Raw genomic sequence first — 24,105 nt, 5'->3', positions numbered from 1 at the left:
TGTAACTCCTTTTAGTAAATGTTATTTATTGGATATTCATCATAATGTTGCGGATCGCTTCAAGCGGAGCTTTGGGCTGTCTATCATAGGTGAGCAGTCCGTTGATTTCCTGCTCGACATCCGTCAGCTGGGTATAGCAATACCCTTGGATCACCGGGGAAGTGAACATCGGGTCAACCACAGCCTTGAGCTTCATCAGGAAATCCTCTTCATTCTCTGCCCCAGAATAACCCCAGCCCTCCCACTCACTTTTCTTGAAGGCAATTCCACCAAACTCGGATACGAGAATCGGCTGGCCTTGATACGAAGCTCCACCGACAAATATTTTACGGTTGGCCGGCATCGCATTTACAGAAGATTCTGCCGTGGCATATCGCTCCTCCAGCACTGCCTGATGGCTCTCATAGTCATGAATAGTCACCAAATCTGTAGTCATATGCTCCCACCCATCGTTATACACAACAGGTCTCATCTCATCCAAGGATTTCGTTAAATGATACATAGCCAATCCGTGCTGCTGCTGGCGTGTATCAATCTGGACATTGGGAACACCCCAGCTCTCATTAAGCGGAACCCAGGTCACGATACAAGGATGGTTATAGTCGCGCTCGATGATCTCCTGCCATTCCTTCGTGAAGCGGCGGACATACTCCTCGGAATATTCGTAAGCATTGGCTGCCTCACTCCATACCAGCAGGCCGAGCTTATCACACCAATACAGGAACCGGGGATCTTCTGTCTTCTGATGTTTTCTCACCCCGTTAAAGCCCATTTCTTTCGTCAGCTGGGCATCCCGTTTCAGCTCTTCGTCTGTAGGTGCGGTTAGTATCCCGTCAGGGAAGTACCCCTGATCCAGCACCAGTCTCTGGAAATATGGGCGGTTATTCAAGCATAGCTTGCCATTTTCAATCGACACCTTGCGCATGCCGAAATAACTCGCCACTTCGTCAATTACTTCCTCATTCCGAAGCAATTGAAATTGAATATCATACAAATTCGGATGCTCAGGGCTCCATAAACGTCCAAGACCATGATCCGCAAAATCCCCCAAGCCGATAGTGCGCAGCTGCTCACCATTCATGACCATATATTGATCTTCCGCAATTACTTCACTGTCATACGATACCGTTATGCGCAGCTTGAGCGGATCAGCAGACTTAAATCCTTGCAGAAAGGTCCGAAGCCGGATTTCATTGCGGTCAATATCTGGTGTCATCATGGTTTTACTCAGATGCACTGCAGACAGCGGTTCAAGCCAGACACTCTGCCAGATTCCGGTTGTGCGGGTATAAAAGATGGCAGCAGACTGCTCCAGCCAATATTGCTTGCCACGCGGCAAGGTGACATCACGGCTGAAATCCTCTGCGCGCAGTATGATGGTATTCCTTCCTTTGAGCAGCGAAGGAGTGATATCGACCTGAAATGGTGTATGTCCGCCTTCATGCACGGCCACCAGCTGACCATTCACCCAGACTTTTGCCAAATAATCAACGGCGCCGAAATGGAGGACAATCCGCTTCCCATTCCAACCCTCAGGAACTTCAAAAGTTCTTCTATACCACACAACATCATGAAATGAAGGATCTTCAATCCCGCTCAGCTTGCTCTGAAACGCAAAGGGCACTTGAATAACCCGTGAAAATAAACCCTTTGTGTCCGTCCGATACCATTGTTCTTCCTCACCGACATCTTCATCATCAAACGTAAAATCCCATTCTCCATTTAGGCTAAGCCAATCCTTACGGGCAAATTGCGGTCTTGGATATTCTGGACGTGGAACGGATGTGCTGCTTGCTTCTGTCAACATGGTGTACTTCACTCCTATTAAATAATTTCTATATAAGATGAACTTGTTTTTTTGCCCGCTATCCTTTAATCGAACCTACGTAAACACCTTTAACAAAATATTTTTGCAAGAAAGGATATACCATTAATATAGGAAGCGTAGAAACGACGATCGCACAATACTTAACCAGCTCGCGGAAAGCCGTCTGGCTCTGGGCACTATCGATGACTACCCCGCCTGCACTGCCGATCGAGGTTGCGGTTGCATCATTAGCTACTAATATTTCCTTCATTAATAGCTGCAGTGGGAACAGCTGTCTGTCCTTCAACAACACCATCGCATTAAACCATGAGTTCCAGTTCCCCACTAAATAGTATAAAAAGATTACGGCCAGCGTAGCTTTGGACAGCGGAAGAATCACATTCGTTAAAATATGGGCCTGACTTGCCCCGTCTATGGTAGCCGCTTCTTCCAATTCCTGCGGAATGGCTTGAAAGCTAGTTCGTAGGATAATAATGTTCCATGTGCTTAAAGCACTTGGCAAAATCATGGCCCACAAATTATTGTACAGACCTATATCCTTCATTAATAAGAACCAAGGAATCAACCCGCCGCCAAAAAACATGGTGATTGTAATCAGGATCATGATGAAGTTTTTGAAATACAATCCTCGTCTGGATAATACATAAGCTCCCAGAATGGTCATGATCATGTTGACTAATGTGCCTAATCCTACATATATAATCGTGTTTTTATAGCCGTTGATCAGACTGTTATCTTTAAATACCAGCTTATAGCCATCCAAAGTGAATCCCAGCGGTTTCAGCAAAATGCCTTTATGAGCAATCAACATGCCGGGGTCGCTGACGGAGGCAAACAGGATGTGCAGGATCGGATAAAAACACACCAAGGTTAATGCGGTCAGCAGAGTATAAAGTGTGCCGTCAAATACTCTGTCACCGATGGATTTATGTTTTCGTCTTTTTTTCGCTTTACGCTGCAAATTATCTTTCATAGCTGTCCCTCTTTCTTACCATAAGCTGACCTCGGACCTGCGTTTGGCTATTGTATTGGTCATCCAGAGCAGTCCGAAGTTAACGATTGAGCTGACCAAGCCCACAGCCGTGGAATAACTAAGACTGGCTTCTCTTAAACCGCGACGATACACGTAAGAGGCAATAACATCCGCCGTATCATAGATCAGAGGATTGTACAGCAGGATAATCTTCTCGTACCCGGACGACATCAACCCGCCGATGGCAAAAATAAACAGAATGATGATAACTGGGCTGATCTGCGGCAGCGTAATATGCCACATTTTTTTAATCCGTCCCACTCCGTCAATTTCAGCAGCTTCATATAATGAAGTATCAATGGAACTCATCGCCGCAAGGTAGATGATGCTATCCCAGCCGATGCTCTGCCAAATGCCGGAGAAGGTATAAATAGGCCGGAAGAACGAAGAGTAGCCGAGCAGTGAAGAGTACTCTTTTCCGGTAATAAATTGCAGGATTTGCGTGATAATCCCTTCATCTGCGGCAAAGATATGAATGATCCCGCATACCACCACCAGGGATATAAAGTGCGGCATATAGGTGATCGTTTGGACCACTTTTTTAAACTTAACCCCACGGATTTCGTTCAGCATCAAGGACAGAATAATCGGGGCTGTAAATCCAAAGGCAATCCCCCAAACATTGAGGAGAAGGGTGTTTTTAACGACCCGCCAGAAATAAGGCCCTTGGAAAAAATCAATAAAGTGCTTAAACCCTACCCACTCGCTCTGGCCAAACCCCAGCAGGGGTTTAAAATCCTTGAAGGCGATCATAACCCCCCACATCGGCCCGTAGCAGAAAATCAGGAACCACGCTACAACAGGGACAGCCAACAGATAGACAAACCAGTTCTTTTTCAAATCCTTCTTAATCACTAACTTGGTATTTTTAGGTTTGGCGTCCTGAGGAATGGGCTTTATCGCTCTGTTTTTTCGTAATATTTCCATAAAACAACCACCTATCGTTTGTTATATCGATCTAAGGCTGCCTGATGGATACTCAAAAACTCTTCCAGTCCCATACTCTGAGCTTCTTTCAAAAATTTATCATAGGCATCTACCGGCAGGTCTCCCATTATGATTTTTGCAAAATACTCTCCGCGCAGTGTCGACAGCTGGTTTCCAAGCTCGGCTTCCCGCGAAGCTTCATCTTTGGTAAAGGAAATAGGTGGCATAGCCATACTGGTGTCCATATTTTCTGTCCAATTCTTGCGAATGTCTCCCGAGTAACTTCCTTTGGCAGCGATCAGCGGGTTGGAATGATGCTCATCCCGGATATCCGGCCAGTTGTGCATCCGGTATTTCCATAAGGTTGTCGATACGGGCTGACCTTCAGGGTCTTTAAAGATATAACTGTTCTCTGGATAATAAGGCATTCCCGTCTCATCAATCAGGTGGACCGTGCCATATTCACCAAAGTTAATCAATTCCCAGCCCTTTTTACTGTAATTAAAATCAAGCCAAGCCATTGCCGCTTCTACATTTTTGCTTTGCGTGGTGATCGCAGCTTCGATACCCGCTCTTTTGAAATTTTTGTACGTGGTTGCGGACTTATCTCCTTTGTTCAGAACCGGGTTCAGTGCGCCCACAAAGTCGATACCGCTCTGCTCTTTCCAATAACTCCACATCGTATCCGGAGAGTCCATCATCATCGCGGTATCTCCCGAAATGGCGCTCGCCATTCTCTGGTTAAAGTCTGCCGTTGCCCAGTCCGGGTTCAGTAATCCTTCTTTGTTCCATTGCTGCATGGTGGTCAAATATTCTTTAGCTTTCGGCTGTGCTGGCCCCCAGGCCACTTTGCCATTCTCATCAAGGAACGTCCAATCCCATACTCCATATGCGCCATTTATGATGCCGGTAAAAATCTGGCCGTAAGTAGAGCCGTAATTAAGCGGTGCTTTGTATCCGACTTCCTTTGCTTTTGTCAGGAAGGTATGCCATTCATCAATCGTATTTGGAACTTCAAGCCCTGTTTTATCCAGCGCCTCTTGCTTAATCAACGTTCCAAACCAAGTCCACTCTGAATATGGGGCGATGCCATAGAAGCCGAGCAGCTTGCCGTCATCCGTGACCGTGGTTTTTCTTCTTGATTCATCCGAATTGCGCCACTTCGTATAGTTCGGAGCATTTTTCTCCATCAGATCTGTCAGATCGATATAAGCGCCGTCATTTACGCCCGCTTCAAAACCTCCCGGATAACGTCCCGGCTCAATGATAATGTCAGGCAGTTCACCGGAGGAGATCATCAGCGTGAAGGCATCCGCTTCCTGGCCGATTGGCGGCGTGATGAAGTTTACTTTGATTCCCGTTAATTGCTCCACCTGCTTCTGGACAGCATGATTGTTCATATCCGGAATATTGGAATTCGCAGGCATCCATACATCCAGAACCACATCACCTTTAACAGGATAAGCTGAGTAATCATTTGGAATGACTTCATCGAAGACGTCGCCGAGGTATGTATCATTCAAGGAATGATTAACTTCGTCGATTTGCTCTTGCGTTGGGGCTGTATTGCCGCGTATGTCTGCGCTGATATCTGTAAACTCAACCGGGTCTTTGGCTGTGCTCTCGTTCTCTTTGTTGTTGGAGACACCCTTATCAGCCCCATTGTTTGCACTGTTGCCACTACATGCTGTTACAGTCGAAATGATCAGTATTAACACAAATAAAAGACTAAAATAACGCTTTGCATTGTTCTTCATACTTAACCTCCCACTATAAAATATTTGCCACAACGCCTTAAGCAAATCCAAAGCTTGGAACCACGCTCCTTTTTGACCTGTAGATAACTCCCCTTGATTAATACAGTTTTTCTGTATCTCAGATCGAATTATAAGCATCCAAAATTAATATGTCAACGCTTTCATACAATAATTTTGTAATCTTATGAACTTTTCTCAAACAAATATATGGCTATACCAACTACAAACCTATTAAAAAAGCGTACTAACCATCCTGTATTTTGGCGAAAAACCCCTTATAAAACAGGCGTTTTTCGTCAATTATTATCGACAGCGAATAAAAATATCTGCATTACATGAAAAGGCCATTCATTACAGTTTTTCTGTAATGAATGGCCTTTTCAGTCTTGATTTCCTGTTTTATTCTTATTCTCCCGACGGTACGGTCTGAGCAAGCGTATCCCTACAAGGAACCCCAAAATCTGGTGTCCCATCCACCTTCCACCCAAATTTCTGGATACGGGTCGCGCGCAAAGACACATCCGCTCCAGCGGAAGGAAGCGCATGATAGACTATCCAATCTTCCTTGCCATCAGGAGAATGTGTGAAGCTATTGTGCCCCGTGGCAAAAATCCCGTTCTCTACACTTTTGCAAAATACAGGCGACATTGATTTTTCCCATGACAGCGGTTGCAAAGGATCTGCCGCTTCGTTCATGGTGAGCATCCCTAGTGCATAATCCTCAGACCAAGTCGTACTTGCCGAATAAACCATGAAAATACGATTGTTTCGCTGCAAAATTACCGGACCTTCGTTAATCGCCATGCCACCTTGCTTCTCCCATGACAGAGTTGGAGCGGTAAGCAGGTGATGCTCCCCTTCCAAGGTCCAAGGATTACTCATTCGCATAATGTAAATAGCCGACCCATAATCAGGAAAATGACCATATCCCGCATACAGAAAATACAGCTGATCCCGCAAAGACATTACTGTTCCATCCAACCCTGGGACAGGTGTCTGCAAAGCACCTCTCCATACCCACTGTCCTTCCAGCGGGTTCGCCGCTTCATTCTCCAGCACGCAAATCCGCCGTGAATCGTCGCCTCCTCCGTCATTCGCAGTGTAGTAAATGTACCATCTGTTGTCCAAATGATGGATTTCCGGCGCCCACAGATTGTAACTGTAGCTGCCCCCCGGTTCGGGAGACCAGATCACTTTCTTGTCGCCCTCCGCAAGGCCGGTCAAGGTTCTAGATCTCGTCAGCTCCAGACATTTAGCTTTTGTGGCCATAAAGTAATAATAGCCATCGGTATGTTTGAATACCCATGGGTCTCCTGAGCTTGCTACAATTGGATTTAAAAAAGTTGTACGCTGTGACATTCCCTTTCCCTCCTTAGCTTTTCATCCCCGTAAAAACGATCCACCGCGGCGATAATAATAGACAAATCCCGATTTTCCAGCACCTCCCATAAAATAATAACTCCCATCATACTCAGCTCTCCTAAAGTTGTCTAGAGTGGTAAATAGATACATCCGAACCCTGTTCCATTTTCCAAATAAAGCACTTTCCTTTCGAAAATGAGCTTTTCCTCCACTTCCCACGCTTTGCGTCAATCGACAAACTTCACATTGTCCGGTAGAAAAAACGTGCTCTTTGTGATAGACTCACTAATAACAATGACTTCTCCGTTCATTTTAGGCGGTAACTGTTTATACCAAAACAGCGGCTTTTTTTATAGAAACGGCATCGCTTTTCTTATTGAGGAAGCAGGTCCCCGTTCTTTCTATAAACCGTATATACGCAGGTCTTTGGAGTTCATTGCGTTAATGCGACACTATATTTGATTGAAATTCATTTAGGGGGGAATGTCATTATGGCAGCCAAGAAAATGCGTTCAGACATGATTAAAAAAGGCTTTGACCGTGCTCCACACCGTAGTCTCCTGAGAGCAGCCGGAGTAAAAGAAGAAGATTTCGGAAAGCCGTTTATTGCGGTCTGCAATTCCTATATTGATATTGTTCCAGGGCATGTGCATTTGCAAGAGTTCGGTAAAATCGTTAAGGAAGCGATTCGCGAAGCTGGTGGCGTTCCTTTTGAATTCAATACGATCGGCGTAGATGACGGAATTGCTATGGGACATATCGGCATGCGTTATTCACTGCCAAGCCGCGAGATCATCGCTGACGCCTTGGAAACTGTAGTTTCCGCGCATTGGTTCGATGGCATGGTCTGCATCCCTAACTGTGATAAAATTACACCGGGCATGATGATGGGCGCACTGCGTGTTAACATCCCAACCATGTTCGTAAGCGGCGGCCCAATGAAAGCCGGCGTAGATAGTAAAGGTAACAAGCTCTCTCTGACCTCGGTATTTGAAGGCGTTGGTGCTCACCAAGTCGGCAAAATCAACGATGCAGAGTTGCTAGAATTAGAACAATTCGGTTGTCCAACCTGTGGATCTTGTTCCGGAATGTTCACTGCCAACTCCATGAACTGCCTTGCAGAAGCACTTGGACTGGCATTGCCAGGTAACGGTACAATTTTGGCTGTTGCTGATGAGCGTAGAGAATTTGTTCGTAGATCCGCAACACAACTGATGGAATTGATTAAGCTGGATCTTAAACCAAGAGATATCGTAACTAAAGAATCCCTTGATAACGCATTTGCACTGGATATGGCAATGGGTGGTTCTACTAACACAGTGCTGCACACCCTTGCATTAGCTCAAGAAGCAGGTATCGATTATCCGCTTGAACGCATTAACGAAGTTGCAAACCGTGTTCCCTATCTGGCTAAGCTGGCTCCAGCTTCTGATATCTTTATTGAAGATGTGGACCGTGCGGGCGGCGTTAGTGCTGTATTGAATGAACTGCTGAAGAAACCAGGTGCTCTGTTCGGGGAATGTATGACCGTTACCGGCAAAACATTAGCTGAGAACGTAATCGGACACGAGATCCAAGATACTTCCGTAATTCATACTATCGACAACCCTTACTCCGAAAGAGGCGGTCTTGCCGTACTTTACGGAAACTTGGCTCCAGAGGGTTCTATCATCAAGGTTGGTGCAGTTGATGCTTCAGTAGGTGGATATCATAAAGGTCCTGCGATCTGCTTTGATTCCCAAGAAGCTGCACTGGAAGGTATCGCGAACGGTAAAGTTAAAGAAGGCCATGTAGTCGTTATCCGCTATGAAGGTCCTAAGGGCGGACCAGGAATGCCGGAAATGCTGGCGCCTACTTCACAAATCGTGGGTATGGGGCTAGGTGCTAAGGTCGGTCTGATTACAGACGGTCGTTTCTCGGGGGCCTCCCGCGGAATCAGTATCGGTCATATCTCTCCAGAAGCAGCTGAAGGCGGTCCGATCGCTTTTGTTGAGGATGGAGACATCATTGAGCTGGATCTCAACAACCGGAAGATTGAATTGCTGGTTGAAGAAGAAGTATTAGCAGTTCGTCGTACGGGTTGGAAAGAATTCGAACCTAAAGTTAAAACTGGTTACCTGGCTCGTTACTCCAAAATGGTAACCAATGCAAGTAACGGCGCAGTGCTGAAGATCTAATCCCTTTAGCAAAAAAGAATATTAAAACAAGCAAGAGCAGTCCCACCTTAGTATTTCTACTGGCGGGCTGCTCTTTTTTTAATTATCCCAATAAAAAAATGTTCCACAACCCATCGCTGGATTGTAGAACATCTCTTTACATGTCCACTGTAAAATATTTATCAATAAGATCATGAATCAATTGGTTACTGTCGCACCTGGCATTTCTACATCCGCAACCGAATCATTAAGTGACAACGATTCTTCCTGTTGCGATTTGCGTTTTTTTGCAGTTTTCGGATGATGAGGCAGCTGTTGATTCATCTTTTTGAGCAGCTCTGAGACAGGCATCAGGATAAGCTTCGGCACAAGGACCTCGCTCCGTTCTTTAAGCCTTGCCCCACCTGCTGGATGAATCACACTTAACAGGATCCTTAAGTAAAATTTGGAGGAACGTGCGAATAAGCCATCCGGCAAATCACGTACGGTAAAGCCGAATTTCTCCGGTCCCCGGTTAATCATGCTGACTCCATAAAGCGCTTTGGCTTCCGCAAGATCCACATCTTTGGCAATGATCTCAGCAAGAATGGGCAGATCCTTTTCCATTCTGCGGATCATTCGAATCGCAAGTTGAGCGGAAGAACGTGAATGAATCCCTAATTCGAACAACTGTTTATTATCGATGTGCAGCTCAATGACTTTGTCACCTTTACGCAGCAGTTCTCCGCCCTCGAGTTCAACCGGTTCACCCTGATATTTCCGCATCCGATAATGCAGGAAAGGATCTGACGGAGTAATCGTTTGGAGATGAAAAAGAGCTTGAAATACCTGTTCCCAAGCTAACCAAAGTCCTACAAGCACCCGTTTACCAAAAGATAAGCGCCGGATAGGTGACGTCTCAGCCATCTTAATCATCTCATCAATCCGAATGCTGCGTAGTCCCCGTTTACGGGCTTCCTCCAAAGTCTGCTCAAGAGCCACAAGCATATTCCCTGGAGCATCCGCATCTGCACCCAGCGTTGTGCCGCTATCATGCAACAACATCACTTCCCCGGGATTTAGACGGGCCAGCATCTTCTCAGTGAGTTTTTCGGCGCCGAGCTTCTCACGCCAATCGCCAAACATTGCCGACCAAAGCACAATTTCAACTTGGCGTCGTTTGGAAATATCAAATAAATTGACAATACCCCAAGGTGGACGGTAATACGTACTGCGTTCGCCAATAATATTATAAATAATATCATTCGTACGTTGAATCTGCCGGCGGACGGTTGCTGGCCGCATGAGCCAGTTCGTCTTGTGAACATAATTATGAATTCCGATGAGATGTCCCTCATCATGGATACGCTGAATAAGATCAGGATAACGTTCAGCATTAGAGCCAACTACAAAAAAGGTTGCTTTTGCATCATACCTCTTCAGTAATTCCAGCAGTAATGGTGTAAATCGAGGATCAGGTCCATCATCGAAGGTCAGTGCGAATTCATTTCGCCCAGTTCCTTTACGAAAGACACGGTAACCAAAAATCCGGCTGATCATACCAGGGATAAAAGCATAAAATGATGAGATGTAAAATAACCAGAGCAGCAAAGTCTGCATATTAATTCCCCGCTTTTCCAGAGTTGACTTTGGCTCGCCTAATGTCTGCAAGCAGAACCCGTGAAACGGCCAAGTGAAGTAGAATAAAAAAACGTTACCCCCTATTTTAACACATGTATCAAAGAAATAGACGCTTTTAAAGTAAAATCATGTACAATGTAATCAACCTGGCGTATCCACTTATAAAAAAAGGGAGTTGTTTATATCTATGCTGCCGTTATACAAAAAATATTGGCGCACATTTTTTGACATCGGATTAATTGTCCTCACGGTTTATCTAATTATGTTCTCCTTTAGTAAGCTGTATCAGTTAGCTGCACCTGTATTCCTGTCTTTTTTTGTATTTTTGCTTATCGAACCCTTGGCCCGCTTCTTGAACCGCCGTGGTCTTGGTAAACCTTTTGCCTCCGCCATTTCAGTGTTGCTCTTTCTGATTGTGCTGTTAGGTACATTATTTGGTGCCGGTCTACTGATTACGATCCAGGCCCTTCACTTCCAAGAGAACCTCCCTAAATATACATATGTGGTGCAGCAGCATTTTGTGGAGACCACGACCTACCTGCAGCAAAAAATAGATAACTTGCCACCCGATATTACGAACAAGGTCAACGGGTACTTTAAAGATGCCACGGATGTTCTAACAGGATGGCTGATTACTTTTCTAAAATACATGGCCGGTATTCTAGGCTCCTTCTCCACCTTCATGGCCAATTTCGGGATAGCCATTATTTTGGCATTTTTTCTTAGCATGGAAATCAAAGATTGGCGTAAAATCGCGCATGACAAAATGCCAAAAACCTTTAAGAACGCCTTCGCCTTTTTGCAAGGCAATGTATTCAAAGCCATCGGTTCCTATTTAAAAGCACAACTTATTCTGATCAGCATTACTTTTGCCATAGTTCTAGTCGGCTTATTTATTCTGCGAACCGGCAACGAAATCACAATGGCATTAGTCTGCGCGGTATTTGATGTTTTGCCGCTTCTTGGTGTGACGACAATTTTAGTCCCTTGGATCATCTATTTGTTCATCGTGGGCAATACTTCACTGGCTATCGGATTAATTATCCTCCTTGCCATTGTACTAATTGTTAGGCAATTGCTTGAGCCGAAGATTACCGGGAATTCGATTGGCGTATCCTCAGCCTTCCTTATGCTGTCGTTCGTCATTCTGTCCACATCTGCTTTCGGTATGGCTGGTCTGATTCTGTCGCCGATTTTGCTTATTCTGATAAAAGAACTGATTCAACAAGGGTATCTTCAGAGCTGGATCTATCTCCCGCAAGAGGAATTTATCGTTTCACCCTTTGCAGCTAACGGTCCAGCTTCCAATCAGACCAGCTCTGCGCCACTACCTGAACCTCAAGCTCCAGAGGGAACCGATGATAATAAATCCAATATCTGACCGAACAGCTTAACGGCTAGATGTGAGCTGTCCGGAGCGACGTTCTCCACCGCTACCGACACAGCATATCTGGGATGATCCAGCGGCCCATAGCCGATAAACCATTGATTGTTACGCGGCATACCCTTAACAAGGGTTTGTGCCGTACCTGATTTCCCGGCAACCGGCCATTTCGTGCTCTGCAGACTTGTGCCGGTTCCATCCGTAACTACTTTACGCATCCAGGACAGCAGCTGGCGGGCTGTAGATTCTGAGATCCTCCCGGCAGTTGAAGGGGAAAGATGACCCGGCAGATCCTCTAGCTTTTGCCCATTTGCAAAGGTTACACGCTGGAGAATTCTTGGCGCTCTCACTTCCCCGCCATGCAGTAACGTCACCACCAGGTTCGCTGCCTGAAGTGGAGTCACTTGCACATCTCGCTGCCCAATGGCCGTCTGCACTCTGGCGCCTGGATCATCCGGCAGCAAAGAAGTAAAGATCGTCCCCTTCTGCTCACCGGACAGTGGCTTAAGAACTGGAAAACCAAGCGTATTCTCCGCTTGCCAGCTAATATCTCTTCCGAGCCCCAGCGCGAGTGCTGTCGCTTGAAGCTGCGCCCCACTCAAACGTTCTGCCAGCGCAGCAAATACAGTATTACAGGACACGGCGAACCCTTGCGCCAGCGTGAGGGGACCGTGTCCTTTTCCTTTTAGACAAGACAATCCATATTTCTCATATTGCCCTGAACAATAGAAAAGCTCATCCGCTGTGGTGACCCCGGCTTCTAGTGCTGCTGCTGCTGTGACGATTTTGAAAATTGATCCAGGTACGGCAGCCTGCAACGCCCGGTTATTCCACTCTCCCCCTTCAGGGGATATCTTCTCTGGGTCGTAAAAAGGTAAAGATACCATGGCTTCAATATCTCCCGTTCCGGTGTCTAACACCACCACGGCTCCTTCCTTCATTCCAGCTTTGACAGCTAACTCCTCTATTTGTTCCTGAAGCTTTTTATCAATCGTTGTATATAAAGACAGCGGATAATACGGATTACCCGGGGCTCGTACTTGAATGGGACTGCCCGGGACACGTTGCCCGCGCGCATCAACCTGAGCATATGCCTCAGTATGCCCTACACCTCGAAGCAACGGCTCCAGGGTCTTTTCTAACCCGTCCGTTCCTTTCATCGGAATTCTCAGCCCCGATGGGGAAGCCTTCCCACCAGTGTTTGGTACCGCTTCCGATAAATATCCAAGCCACTGCCGACCAGTTGCTTTCCCATCATATCTGCGAGCAAAAGGAAGCACGCCTACGCCGTCGATCCCCAATGCACTCACTTCTTCCGCTTGTGCGGATGTAAGTGCGAGCGGTCCTTTTCCCACTGAGGATGGCCAAAGCAATGGTTCTTTAAGGGAAGAGCGCTTGTTTAGCAATTGCTCATAACTCACTCCAAGGATAGCTGCCAACCGGTGCATGGACTCAGCTTCTTCGTATACGACCTGCGTCACGGTATTCCTAGCCTTCGCCTCTTGAGGAAAAAACGCAGCCGTCCAAATGGTTTCCCCGGCAAGGGGTTCACTCTTTCGGTCATACAGACGCCCCCGCCCAGAGTCCAATACCGTCTCCCGTTCGCTTTGAATTTCTGCCATCTTTGCAAGTGTATATTTCGTTCCAGGGACCGTCTGTTCCTTCATAAACAGTTGAATCCACGCCAGCCTAAGGACCAACACGGCTACTACTGAACATAAAATAATCAGTCCGCCGAGTATACGTCTGTGGACATTATTGTGCAATCCCATTCCTCCTGACTGACGTTCATAGCCTTTATTATGTCCCACCCGCTGGATTATTTACACTCATGCTTAGTTAGCTAATTTATAGCCTTTTGAATAGCACAAAGACCAGTCCCAAATAATGGGAGACTGGTCTTTGTAGTTAAAAATATTTACTTAGGTTATGCAAAGTTACAAATTAAATTTGGACAGTTTTTCTTGCAACTGCCGGGACGCATGCTCAAGCTGCTCAGACAGCTCCACTAAATGATCACTCACACTTTGTTGCTCCCCGCTAAGCGAAGCCACTTCTTGAGAAGCTGCTGATGATTCTTCTGCAATGGAGCTGATATTGCCCATCGAATTTGACAGCACCTTCTGGGATTGGCTCAAGCTATCCATCGATAAAGCAACAGATTCCAAGCGTGTAATAAAATGACGCATCTGATCCTGTACAGATACGAAGATATCGCTAGTGCTCTCAACTGAAGTAACCTGCTGATTAAAAAGAGGGGCTACTTCCGAGAGAACACCTACGGTCTCGTTCATATCCTTCATAATGGTGTCTGTTATATTAGCCACCACAGCAATGGATTCTTTGGACTGATCTGCAAGCTGGCGTATTTCATCGGCCACTACCATAAATCCCCGGCCGGACTCCCCTGCCCTTGCCGCTTCTATCGTTGCATTTAGAGACAAAATATTCGTCTGCTGTGTAATATTCTGCATAACATCAAGCACCTTCATCACTGATGATGTGGTGTCTTGCAGCTCATTCACTTTCAGCACAAGCTTATTCGTCATATCGCCCGTCTTATTGGTCTTGCCAAGCAGCTCTTTTAACTCATTAAAACCTTCTTCACTAAGCACGCCGATACTATGTGCGGTATGATCCATCTCATGCGTAGCTGAGTTCACTTTGTTCATTTGCACCGAAATTTGCCCCGTAAGCTCGTTACCCTGGTCCGCCTCCAAAGCTAGGCTGCCTGAACCTCCGGCAATTTCTTCTGTTGCTGCGGCAATCTCTTTGGCTGCCATCGCTGTCTTACGCGATACTCTACTAAGTTCATCGGCAGTTTCCATTACCTTCCTCGCGGTTTCATTAGTATGGATTACCAGTTCTGTGATCCGTTCCATCATCCTATTAAAGGAACCCGATAACTGACCAATTTCATCTCGTGAGGTAATATCCGTACGTACTCCAAGATTTCCATCTGCCCCTTGAGACATTAGATCCTTAAGTCGGGTCAAGGGCTTAGATACCATTCTGTACATCCAGTAACCAATTAGAATGGCGACAATAGCAGCCACCGCAACAATAATATATGTAGTTTTTAGAATACGAAGTGCGTCTTTCGTAAGATTCTCAGCCGGAACAACACCAAGCAATCTCCAGCTGGAGCTTTCCATCGTCCCGTACACAGCCAGAATGGATTTTCCTTTCTCATCCTTCGTTGGCAATGACCCAGCCTCATGCTCCAAACCATGAAGAAGAGTCCCTCCCAGACTGAGATAAGTATCTGTTCCCACTTGCTGGGACGATGCGATCAATTCATCCTTATCCGTCAGCAATTGCATGTAAGAGCTGGGTCCGAGATCAACTTTACGAAGCTGATTTTCTAATTCACTAATTCTAATGTCACAGATAATTATGTATCCCGGGCTTTGTGTATCCCCAGCTATCGATTGTGCCAAATGAAACATACCCGAAGTATTTCCGGCTTGCCCCTGTTCTGTTCGGGGAATCCACAATGTTTGTGGTTGCTCCTCAAGCTGCTTGAACCATGAGGACTCTCTGAATTCTTTGATAAAAGCGCTGTCTTTTGATCCCGCTGACGAAGTAGGGACTTCCTGATTCATCGGGATGAGGTATACAGCTTCTACCCCCTTTGATGCGGTCAGCCAGGCATTTAGCTCGGCGCTAATCTGGTTGGACTGCAAATTACGATCCTCATTACTTGTAGTGGGATTATTCCCTTGTTTGAGTGCATCCTGAATCTCATTGTTGTAAAGAATTCTTCCTAGGCCATCCTCATAACGCAATAATTCAACATCAAACTTCTCTGCAGCTTGGACGACTGTCTGTTGATTGGCTGACAGCGCGTTATTCTCGATCGTTTGCTCAGCTACGGAATAGGAAATGTAGCCAAGTGAGAGAACGAGCACCATTGTTGAGATGAAGAAGATGAGAAAAAGCCGCACCCCAATCGATTTGGCAGGGTGCAGCTGGAAATGCGCCTTTTCTTTTTTTACTTGCGACTTCATCAATTGTTCACCACCGTTGTCTTCAGTTATGCCTGCTGGCTTATCTCTTACAAGGTCATGAACAATTCCAACGCCCGATCGGCAAGATATGGTAAATACTCATGACCGTACTCATAATAAACCATAAGCTCTTTGGACGCTAGTATTTTATTGTATGCGGCGAATTGAGTTGAAGGTGGACAAATCGTATCGGATAACCCGGTAACCCACAGTACTTTGGCCTGTATTCTTTCGGCAAGATTCTGAATATCGATATAACCGAGCCTATTAAAAATCTCATCCTCACGCAAATGATGGGGATCAAAAAACCGGAAATAATAGTTGATCTCCTCATAAGCTGAAGTGGTAATATCCAGCTCCCAAGCACGTTTATAATCTGAAAGGAAGGGATATACAGGCAGGGCTATTTTTATGCGAGGCTCTAATGCTGCACAAGCCACAGTCAACGCTCCACCTTGAGATAGTCCAAAGGCACCTACACGTTCAGGATCAACTTCATCCATAGACATCAGAACTCGGGCAGTCTGTGCCGTATCCAAGAACACATTGCGATAATAAAGGTTATCAGGATTAGGATCATCCATCCCTCGAATGATATGTCCGCGTATCGTAGTCCCTTTTACGGTAAGGTTATCTTCGGAGAGGCCACCCTGGCCGCGACAATCCATCGCCAGGACGCTAATCCCGTGAGCAGCATATGCCACCTTCTCCATCCAATCCCCGCTGTCACAGGAGTATCCATGGAACATCACTACACCGGGACCTTTTTTATGTACGCTGTTCTTCGGTCTTACATATTTGCAATGGATTCTTGCACCGCCAACTCCGGTAAAATACAAATGAAAACATTCCGCAAGTTCACTGACAAACTCCGCTGGTTCCAGTTCATAATCCAGCGCCTGTGCATCCAGATCACGCAATGCCCGCTCCCAAAATTGCTCGAAATCATCCGGTTTTGGACTACTTCCGTTATATTCCTTTAACTGTGACAAATTCATGTCGCTTCCCAAAATATTGTTCCTCCTTAAGTTATGTAACGATATTGTTCGCTTGCTGTTCGTAACCGCGAAGCAACGTTAGAGTTACTATGCTAGATAGAAACGGAAAACCCCATATGGGTTTTCCGTTGATGTATGGATAGTTGCGATGGGATAGTGGGATGGGATAGTTGGGATGGAAAAGTTGCGATGGAGTGGGATGCAATAGTTGCGTTTTCTGCGACTGGATAGTTTAGTCGCAGCTCCGAGGCTGGATAGTTGCACTTTGTGCAGCTATATTTCAGCTGAATATGTGTGTTTTCCTCTTAGTTGCACTTTGTACAACTAAAAAACAGTAAAAGGAGCTTTTGGTGGTTACTTGGCTTATATAGTTGCACGAAGTGCAATTATATCGCCTAGTAAACAAAGAAATGTTAGTTTAAGTGCACAGAGTGCAACTATTTATGTCAGAGCCATAGAGTAACTTAGCAACAGACTGACTGAGGTCGCCAACTGAGCCACATTCACCACTCACTCGCTGCTTGCCTATTACCTCCACAACTAATCATATTCCACGTACCTACTACCTTCTTATTACCTCTACAACCACTCACATTCCACTTATCCGCTATCTTCTTATTGCCTTCACAACTAATCACACTCCACGTACCTACTACCTTCTTATTACCTCTACAACCACTCACATTCCACTTATCCGCTACCTTCCTATTGCCTTCACAACACCCACATTTCCATCTCGCCTATTAACTTCTTTATAATCGGCACAGTAACAGTTTGCGACTGGATAGTTGCACTTTGTGCAGCTATTATAGCTGAATATGTGTTTTTTCCCTTTTAGTTGCACTTTGTACAACTAAAAAACGGTAAAAGGAGCTTTTGGTGGTTACTTGGCTGATATAGTTGCACGAAGTGCAACTATATCGCTTAGCACCTTAGGTATAGTTAGTTTAAGTGCACATAGTGCAACTATTTACGTCAGGGCCATAGAGTTGCACTTTGTGCAGCTATTACAGCTGAAATATATTTGTTCCTAATCTTAGTTGCACTTTGTACAACTAAAAAACGGCAAAAGGAGCTTTTGGTGGTTACTTGGCTGATATAGTTGCACGAAGTGCAACTATATCGCCTAGTGACCAAAGAAATGTTAGTTTAAGTGCACAAAGTGCAACTATTTACGTCAGAGCCATAGAGTGACCAAGCCACAGAGTGACTAAACAACAGAGTGATCAGAATCGCCAACAGAGCCGAATTTCCCCCTCACCCGCTACTTATCTGTTACAGGCGATAATGTGTCGTTCTGTTGTACATTCTGCAACAGAACACGGAGGTCGCACAAGGCAACCTCCGCACTGAGCACACCCAACAACATTCAACACACCAAACCCAAAACACTTTTTTCGAACTCTACAATACGCAATTCTCCGGAACTCTAGCAAGCTCACTGAAAATATAGGTTATTAAGTCCAATTAGATTTTGCCTAAACCTGCATCATCGCCAACCTCTTCATGGGTTTCGATGACATAGTTGACGATTTCATCAACCGTTGTATAAGCAACGCCTACATAAGTATCAGCCGCGCCATAATAGATGGCGATACGGCCGGTTTCTGCATCATGCAGAGTAGCACATGGGAACAGTACGTTATTCACAAAACCTCTTTCCTCGTACCATTCTTCTGGCGTTAATACAAAGTTCTTCGAGCGATATTTTACTTTCGAGGGCTCATTGATGTCCAAAATAACCGCTCCCATACTATACACAAGACCATTGCACGTTCCAGTTACGCCATGGTAGAACATCAACCAGCCTTCAGTAGTTTCAATCGGCGCTGGTCCGCCACCAATTTTGACACTTTGCCACCAGCCTTGACCACCCTTGGTCATTACATGGCGGTGTTTTCCCCAATATACGAAGTCAGGGCTCTCACTAAGGAATACATCACCAAATGGCGTATGGCCACTGTCACTTGGACGGGACAACATCACGAAGTTGTTGTTGATTTTTCTAGGGAACAGTACGCCGTTCCGGTTGAATGGCAGGAATGGGTTTTCCAAGCTGATAAATGTTTTGAAATCTTGTGTTTTTGCTACCCCAATAGCTGCGCCGTAGAAATCTGTACACCAGATAATATAAAATGTATCTTCAACCTTCACCAGACGTGGATCGTAAGCATAACGCGGCTGATAAGGATTACCTTCTTCATCTATAAATCGGATCGGCTCATCATCGATTTTCCAATCCAAACCATCCACACTATGTCCCATACGCAGATGCGGACGAGTAGTGTTATCTTCTACACGAAATACACCAATAAAACTGCCTTCATACGCAGCAACCGCACTATTGAAAATACGGGCTACACCTTTTGCAGGATTTCTTTTGATAACCGGGTTATCATTATGTCTCCAAATCGGATTTTCGTAGCCAGCAGGCTTTTCTTGCCAAGGCATGTTCGGGATGTTAATTGCACTTGCTCCAACCAATTTTACTTCACTCATTAGTTTTCCCTCCAAATGTATGCAACTTTTCAGTATGCTATTTTATCTAGTACTGTTATTAAATTTACTGTCGAGCTCACTTTACAGAACCTTGTGAAAAACCATTGTAGATATATTTTTGCAAGGCGGTAAACACAACCAATGTCGGTATAATTGCGATCATAATCGCCGCACATATTACTTCCCACTGCGATCCATATGGACCTTTAAACTTGAAGAGTGCTGTGGAGATCGTTTGCAGATCTGTTTTCGGCATATAAAGGAAAGGGGTGTAAAAATCGTTATAAATATTAACACCCTTCACGATCACTACAGTTACAATCGCCGGCTTCAACAGTGGCAAAATAATTCTCCAATAAATCGTCCAATAAGAAGCTCCGTCCAGCATCGCGGATTCATCCAGTGACTCGGAGATCGAATCCAAAAACTGCATGAAGATATAAACAGCGATAATATCCGTGCCCAAGTACATAACGATTGGTGCCCATCTGGTATTAAATAATCCCAAGTGATTGATGATTTGGAAAGTAGCCACTTGTGTAGTTACACCTGGAATCAGGGTGGCAATCAGGAACATACTAATTAGGATCTTACTGCCTTTAAATTTGAAGCGCGATAAAATATAAGCCATCATCGAACCCGTCAACGTAGCACCCGCAATAGAAATCACAACGATAATGACAGTATTTTTAAAACCGAGCAGCATTTTTCCGTCTACAAAAGCCTTAGTGTAGTTGGAGAAATTCAACCAATTCTCTGGCAGCGTTAACGGTCCGGTAGAAGCATATTCGGCTCCGGTTTTTAATGAAGCGAAAAACACGACCACGATAGGTATCAAAGCTACAAGTGCTCCCAAAATCAAGGTGAGATATTTGAATATACTAGCAGTGGTATATTTTACAGAATGCATAGTTTATTTCTCCTCCTTGATCAGAACGCGCTGCAAAATAGTAACGATGATAACAATACCCAGCAATACCACGGCCATCGCCGATGCCAAACCAACCTTGCTGTATTTGAAAGCTACATCGACCGTCTGAATTACGAATGTACTACTTCCGTTAGATCCGCCTGTCATGACGTATGGAATTTCGAATACCCCAATGGCGCCACTAACCGCAAGAATCAAGTTCAATTGCAGAATACGTTTAATGCTTGGCAAAATAATATGCATAAACTGATGCCATCTGTTTGCACCGTCAATTTCAGCGGCCTCATAGATATCCTTACCAATAGAAGAAATAGCTCCGAGGAAAATCAGGAAGTTCATTCCCATGTATCTCCACAGTGACGCACCTGCGAGCGAGAAGTTGATCAAGTTAGGATTCAGAAGCCATTTCTGCTGCAGACTGCCAAGCCCAATCAGATTAAGAATCGTATCTAACGTTCCATCTGGTTTGAAAAAGAACAGGAAGATAAAACCGATTGCTACACCGTTTAGCAAGGTTGGGAAGAACAAAATCCCTTTAAACAAGTTTTTCATGCGAACACTAAAGCTCAAGATGGTTGCAAAATACAAGGCAAGTGCCATCTGAATAAAGGTGGTAAAGAAATAATACAAGCTGACCTTAAACACAGAAAAATACTCAGGTTTCGTAAAAATGGTCTTGTAGTTTTCTAAACCGACATATTCCATATTTTTGCTCAATCCATTCCAACTGGTGAAGCTGTACCGAAACATACTGATGACTGGATAATAAGCGAATGTGAGCAGCAACAATATCGGCACTAATGAGAATAAGATGATGATAGCGATTCTTTGATTTTTATAGCTCAAATTTGAAAACTTAAACACCCGATACACCTCCAGAAAAAGCATCCTCATTTATTTAAGACTCGTTTAAATGTGAAGGGGGAAATGCTTGTTAGCATATCCCCTCCCACATTCACTACCGCCTATAGCATCTAAGAAGCTTATAGTTGTTACTGTGCTGTGACTTTAGCGCGAGCGGCTTTCCACTTGTCGTTCAGGTCTTTCATGATGTCATCATAGGATTCTTTTCTGTTGCCAATCGCTGCTTCAATAATCCGTTTCTTGAAGTCTGGCTGCCAAGCACCGATCTCAGCTTGTTTGTCGATTTCATCAGACCAGCCTTCTTCGCCAGCTTTAGCAGGAGCAAGAGTATCAAAGGTTACATCTGTACCTTCATATTGTTTCAGGATTTCTGGAAGCTCTGCACCGATAGCCGGGCTCATACCGCCGCCTTCAGTTGTAGGGTAGTTAGATTCGTTGATGAACCAATCCACCCAAGCTCTAGCAGCTTCTTTGTTTTTACTGTGCACGCTGACACCCAGATTGTAGTCCCCAGCAAGCGGCACAAGGATTTTATCCGCATTGGTTGGGAAAGGCATAAATCCAACATCGTCTGGATTTGTAGCCAGGCCTTTGATTTGCCCAATTGCCCAAGATCCAAGCACCATAGTCCCAATTTTTCCGTTGGCCAGATCAGCTTTGGAAGATTCCCAGTCTGTTGTAGTTGGATCTTCTTCAATCAAACCTTTTTGTGCTGCATCGTACAAAATTTTGTACAATTCATAGTGTGGTTGACCCGCTACATAGTTGTCGTCGCTAGCCACTTGAGCAATGTTTACATAATCACGGTCACCAGCTACTGTAGCCAGATCCGCTTCCCATTGTGTCAATGTCCAGCCTGCTGCGTAATTTGTGTAAAGAGGAACAGCTTGTGTTTTGTCTTTAATAGTCTGCAGGGCAGTCAAGAATTGTTCAGGGGTTTTGGGAACCTCTGTAATTCCGGCATCTTTGAAGACTTGTTTGTTATAGATAATCCCGTTAAAGTTGATAGTCATCGGAATACCATAGGCAACTCCGTCTACTGCACGTTCTTCCAACCCTGTGTATTGTTTGCTCATTTCTTCAAGCTTGCCAAGGGGTTCGAAGAAATCAGGAATATCTTTTACAGCTATGCTAGTAGGTAACAAAAGAACGTCGCCATAATCACTAGTGCTCATACGAATTTTAATTTGATCTTCGTAAGTAGCGAGCGCTTCAAAGTTCACCTTTACATCAGGATATTTCTCATTGAATTTAGCCGCATACTCTTTGAATACGGTATCAACAATATCTGTTCTTTGCGTTATGACTGTGATATCCCCTTTGATATCCTTAGCTGCTGTACCATCAGCTGGAGCAGTTGCCTCTGCTGAAGAACCATTGTTTCCTGTGTTTTTAGCAGCTTCATTGTTAGTGTTGTTGTTTGAGGAACAACCGCTAAACAATCCCGCCACAAGTGTTAGTGCCATCAAGCCCATCATTGTTTTGCCTTTTTTCATGCTGTTACGACCCCTCTCTTCAATTCAACTCTAGTTTTAGGTAAATAACAAAAATAATAACTTTTATCATCACTCATAACTTGAAAGAGTAGCCATTAATACCGGATTATCTGAATTACTCTTGAAAACAAGTGATGATATCGCTTACAAACCCATTATAAATCTATTTTCGACGCAAAACGATGGTTTCAATTGCTTTTTCTGGTCTTGTATTTGTTATTTTTGTTTTACTTATAATAATTTTGTTATCTAATTTATAAAAACATCCACAAAAAAAGAGAGCTTTTCGCCCTCCTAATAAATAACTTCCTATATATGCCTAAAACTCACGTTCAATTTTCGGGAATTTACAGCCGCTTTTATAATCCTTAGGTGTCATACCACACATTTTCTTGAACAATTTATTAAAATATACCGGATCGCTATAACCCACCTTCTCGGCAATTTCATAATTTTTCAGGTCAGGATGCTCCATTAGCAGTTCCTTTGCTTTAGAAATTCTAATCCGAATCAGATAGTCTGTGATCGTCTGCCCCGTCTTTAATTTGAACAAACGGCTGAGATAACTCGCATTCATGCCCACCATCTCCGCTAGACGTTCAAGCTCGAAGTTCTGATCATACTCTCTCTCCAGAATACTTTTTGTCTGCTCAACTACATAATGTTCTCCACCATCCGCAGCTTGTGAGAAAATCTCCTCATGCTCCGTCACGGTCTTTTTCTTTACATCCTCTACTCTCTTAAGCAGTTCATATAGCTGAGTCTTATCAATCGGTTTAAGCAAATAATCCATCACCCCATGACGGATCGCTCGACGGGCATATTCAAATTCACTAAAACCGCTAAGGACAGCAATAGGGATATCCTCCATATGGTCTCTAGCCTGTTCAATCAGCTTAAAACCATCCATTCTAGGCATTTTGATATCTGTAATAAGCAGATCTATATCCTCCCGGGATAACTTTTCTAAATGTTCCCAGGCTTCCAACCCGTTGCCGTAAGATCCAATTACATGTACGTCTATTTCCATTCTGGATGTGATTTTTTCGAGCCCCCTGCGAATGACTTCCTCGTCGTCCGCAATCATAACATTTATCATTTGAGTAATTCCCTCCAGTTGTATCCGCCAGTTATTATGATTGCGCTATCATCACGAATAGTATCTCCCCATGTATTACGTCAATGTACGATTGCGCCCTTTTATAGTCTTATATTTACTATAACTAAAGTTATTCAAATT

General features: G+C 44.6%; 16 protein-coding genes. 2 read left to right on the top strand and 14 right to left on the bottom strand.

Features of this window, described 5'->3' with window-relative positions; genetic code table 11:
• Positions 1 to 25 precede the first annotated feature (25 nt).
• The 5 genes from MHH46_RS08295 to MHH46_RS08275 form a co-directional block, all read right to left on the bottom strand.
• The gene (locus MHH46_RS08295; RefSeq protein ID WP_076126339.1) at positions 26 to 1,807 is read right to left on the bottom strand and encodes a glycoside hydrolase family 2 protein; all 1,782 of its coding nucleotides are present in this window, start codon (positions 1,805 to 1,807) and stop codon (positions 26 to 28) included.
• A 58-nt stretch (positions 1,808 to 1,865) separates the two neighbouring features.
• Positions 1,866 to 2,801 carry a carbohydrate ABC transporter permease gene (locus tag MHH46_RS08290; RefSeq protein ID WP_076126337.1) on the bottom strand — a complete coding sequence of 312 codons (936 nt, stop codon included), beginning with the start codon at positions 2,799 to 2,801 and terminating at the stop codon, positions 1,866 to 1,868.
• Positions 2,802 to 2,816: 15 nt separating this feature from the next.
• Positions 2,817 to 3,788 (bottom strand): sugar ABC transporter permease, encoded by a 972-nt coding sequence (locus MHH46_RS08285; RefSeq protein ID WP_036680973.1) that lies wholly within the window; start codon positions 3,786 to 3,788, stop codon positions 2,817 to 2,819.
• Positions 3,789 to 3,799: 11 nt separating this feature from the next.
• Positions 3,800 to 5,545, bottom strand: a complete 1,746-nt coding sequence (locus MHH46_RS08280) for an extracellular solute-binding protein (protein WP_076126335.1) — start codon at positions 5,543 to 5,545, stop codon at positions 3,800 to 3,802.
• Positions 5,546 to 5,950: 405 nt separating this feature from the next.
• Positions 5,951 to 6,904: a family 43 glycosylhydrolase gene (locus tag MHH46_RS08275; RefSeq protein WP_076192862.1), complete on the bottom strand. Its 954-nt coding sequence runs from the start codon at positions 6,902 to 6,904 to the stop codon at positions 5,951 to 5,953.
• Between the two features lie 494 nt (positions 6,905 to 7,398).
• Between MHH46_RS08275 and ilvD the strand changes: the two genes are divergently transcribed.
• On the top strand, positions 7,399 to 9,084 hold the full coding sequence (gene ilvD, locus MHH46_RS08270) for a dihydroxy-acid dehydratase (protein ID WP_036680967.1): 1,686 nt from the start codon (positions 7,399 to 7,401) through the stop codon (positions 9,082 to 9,084).
• Between the two features lie 177 nt (positions 9,085 to 9,261).
• On the opposite strand, the gene MHH46_RS08265 is transcribed toward ilvD, so the two are convergent.
• On the bottom strand, positions 9,262 to 10,662 hold the full coding sequence (locus tag MHH46_RS08265; RefSeq protein ID WP_076192865.1) for a polysaccharide deacetylase family protein: 1,401 nt from the start codon (positions 10,660 to 10,662) through the stop codon (positions 9,262 to 9,264).
• A 208-nt stretch (positions 10,663 to 10,870) separates the two neighbouring features.
• Between MHH46_RS08265 and MHH46_RS08260 the strand changes: the two genes are divergently transcribed.
• On the top strand, positions 10,871 to 12,064 hold the full coding sequence (locus tag MHH46_RS08260; protein ID WP_076192867.1) for an AI-2E family transporter: 1,194 nt from the start codon (positions 10,871 to 10,873) through the stop codon (positions 12,062 to 12,064).
• On the opposite strand, the gene MHH46_RS08255 is transcribed toward MHH46_RS08260, so the two are convergent.
• The 8 genes from MHH46_RS08255 to MHH46_RS08220 form a co-directional block, all read right to left on the bottom strand.
• Positions 12,022 to 13,833 carry a peptidoglycan D,D-transpeptidase FtsI family protein gene (locus tag MHH46_RS08255; protein ID WP_405132588.1) on the bottom strand — a complete coding sequence of 604 codons (1,812 nt, stop codon included), beginning with the start codon at positions 13,831 to 13,833 and terminating at the stop codon, positions 12,022 to 12,024. The two genes, MHH46_RS08260 and MHH46_RS08255, sit on opposite strands and share 43 nt — an antisense overlap.
• A gap of 171 nt (positions 13,834 to 14,004) precedes the next feature.
• A complete protein-coding gene (locus MHH46_RS08250; RefSeq protein WP_081387869.1) occupies positions 14,005 to 16,077 on the bottom strand; it encodes a methyl-accepting chemotaxis protein in 2,073 nt (690 codons plus the stop codon).
• 47 nt (positions 16,078 to 16,124) lie between these two features.
• Positions 16,125 to 17,087 carry an alpha/beta fold hydrolase gene (locus MHH46_RS08245; protein ID WP_143762377.1) on the bottom strand — a complete coding sequence of 321 codons (963 nt, stop codon included), beginning with the start codon at positions 17,085 to 17,087 and terminating at the stop codon, positions 16,125 to 16,127.
• 1,455 nt (positions 17,088 to 18,542) lie between these two features.
• The gene (locus tag MHH46_RS08240; protein ID WP_076126323.1) at positions 18,543 to 19,574 is read right to left on the bottom strand and encodes a glycoside hydrolase family 130 protein; all 1,032 of its coding nucleotides are present in this window, start codon (positions 19,572 to 19,574) and stop codon (positions 18,543 to 18,545) included.
• Positions 19,575 to 19,650: 76 nt separating this feature from the next.
• A complete protein-coding gene (locus MHH46_RS08235; RefSeq protein ID WP_076126321.1) occupies positions 19,651 to 20,484 on the bottom strand; it encodes a carbohydrate ABC transporter permease in 834 nt (277 codons plus the stop codon).
• A 3-nt stretch (positions 20,485 to 20,487) separates the two neighbouring features.
• Positions 20,488 to 21,369 carry a carbohydrate ABC transporter permease gene (locus MHH46_RS08230; RefSeq protein ID WP_036675555.1) on the bottom strand — a complete coding sequence of 294 codons (882 nt, stop codon included), beginning with the start codon at positions 21,367 to 21,369 and terminating at the stop codon, positions 20,488 to 20,490.
• A gap of 128 nt (positions 21,370 to 21,497) precedes the next feature.
• On the bottom strand, positions 21,498 to 22,865 hold the full coding sequence (locus MHH46_RS08225; protein ID WP_076134055.1) for an ABC transporter substrate-binding protein: 1,368 nt from the start codon (positions 22,863 to 22,865) through the stop codon (positions 21,498 to 21,500).
• 319 nt (positions 22,866 to 23,184) lie between these two features.
• Complete coding sequence (locus tag MHH46_RS08220; RefSeq protein ID WP_076126317.1) at positions 23,185 to 23,964, bottom strand: response regulator; 780 nt, start codon at positions 23,962 to 23,964, stop codon at positions 23,185 to 23,187.
• Between the last annotated feature and the right edge of the window lie 141 nt (positions 23,965 to 24,105).

This window comes from Paenibacillus sp. FSL H8-0175, assembly GCF_045040615.1.
Classification (GTDB): domain Bacteria; phylum Bacillota; class Bacilli; order Paenibacillales; family Paenibacillaceae; genus Paenibacillus_AQ; species Paenibacillus_AQ odorifer.
This window is presented reverse-complemented; position numbering and strand designations above follow the sequence as displayed.